We start from the raw sequence: 423 nt of genomic DNA, 5'->3' as shown, positions 1-423 counted from the left end.
TGGCGAAGGTGAGCAGGTCCGGCACCACGTCGAAGTGGTCGATGGAGAACCACTTTCCGCTGCGGCCGAATCCCGCCATCACCTCGTCGGCGATGAACACGATGCCGTAGCGGTCGCAGATCTCCCGCACCCCGGCCATGTATCCGGGCGGGGGCACCATGATGCCGGCAGTACCCGGGATCGACTCCAGGATGATCGCCGCGATGGTGGCCGGGCCCTCCATCTGGATCAGCTTGTCGAGGTACTCCAGCGCGCGTTGGGATTCCTGTTCCTCGGTCTCGGCGTAGAACGACGAGCGGTACAGGAACGGTCCGTTGAAGTGCACGATGCCGGCGTTGCCGCGGTCGTTGGGCCAGCGCCGCGGGTCACCGGTCAGGGTGATCGCGGTGTCGGTGCCACCGTGGTAGGCCCGGTAACGCGACA

At 66.2% G+C, this 423-nt stretch carries 1 protein-coding gene; it reads right to left on the bottom strand.

Annotated features, from left to right (window positions below):
- A partial coding sequence (locus RNB18_RS52660) for an aminotransferase class III-fold pyridoxal phosphate-dependent enzyme (RefSeq protein WP_311721139.1) occupies positions 1-423 on the bottom strand: 423 nt, incomplete at both ends.

The organism is Streptomyces doebereineriae, from assembly GCF_031845645.1.
GTDB lineage: Bacteria > Actinomycetota > Actinomycetes > Streptomycetales > Streptomycetaceae > Streptomyces > Streptomyces canus.
The sequence above is the reverse complement of the archived record's forward strand: the minus strand, read 5'-3'. Positions and strand labels throughout refer to the sequence as shown.